Here is a 970-nt window from a genome sequence, read left to right on the forward strand (position 1 = left end):
CAATTATCGTTGTTAACGGCCAGCTTCAGCAATACGGCGGCACCAGCTTGGCGTCGCCACTTTTTGTCGGCAGTTGGGCACGCATACAATCGGCGAACCACGCCAGGCTCGGTTTTCCGGCTTCATGGATCTATAGTCACGGAGCCCAAAATACACCCGCGTTCCATGATGTGACGTCAGGGTCCAACGGCGGTTACAGCGCGACAACGGGCTGGGACTACACGACCGGCTTTGGCAGCTTCGACGTCGCCGCCACGGCCTTACTCACCCAAAGTGCAGTGATCATTAGCGCGTCGCCAGCCACAGTTTTCCAGGGGGAATCCGTTACATTCACTGCGACAGTGACGGGAAATTCGCCAACAGGGACTGTGCAGTTTCAGGTAAATGGCGCGAACTTCGGTTCGCCGGTGCAATTAATTAACGGTGTGGCGACACTGACAACGACCCTGTTGACGGTTGTGGGCAGCGATTCAATCACAGCGATTTACTCTGGCGATGCAAACAACGCAGGGAGCACCACTATGACTGCATTCAACGAAACTGTGGCCGCGCTGCCGGATAATGATATTCCCGTATTACCCCAGTGGGGGATTCTGTTGCTTGGCTCTGGATTGTTGTTGATCGGCAGCTTTGCAAGGTCGGCAAGGTCGGCAAGGTCGGCAAGATGCTGATTATCTAAGATCTAAGGTTTTTGCCATACATGCTAATGGCATGTATGGCAAAAATTCAATAAATCAGTTGTCCTTAATGTTAAATTTATAACGCATCAGCGATAGGAAATTCACCGTGAAATCCAATCTTTCCTCGCATATCCTTCCGACTTCCGCCACGATGATCGGGGTTTGCATGACTGTTATCAGTATTGTGAAATTAATTGGCTTAAAGATGCCTATCGGACGAGTCGATCAATTACTTGCATTTGATTCAGCCATTTTCATGATAAGTGCCGGGTTCTCCTATTTATCGATAC

At 50.1% G+C, this 970-nt stretch carries 1 protein-coding gene and 1 pseudogene; both read left to right on the forward strand.

All coding sequences use genetic code 11. From position 1 onward, the window contains the following. On the forward strand, positions 1-671 hold a 671-nt coding region (locus SCT_RS15085), incomplete at its 5' end, for an Ig-like domain-containing protein (protein ID WP_189799682.1). Positions 672-786: 115 nt separating this feature from the next. Beyond that, positions 787-970 (forward strand): annotated as a pseudogene (locus tag SCT_RS17730) (hypothetical protein); the annotation flags it as partial.

The organism is Sulfuricella sp. T08, from assembly GCF_000971475.1.
In the GTDB taxonomy this organism is placed as follows: Bacteria; Pseudomonadota; Gammaproteobacteria; order Burkholderiales; family Sulfuricellaceae; genus Sulfuricella.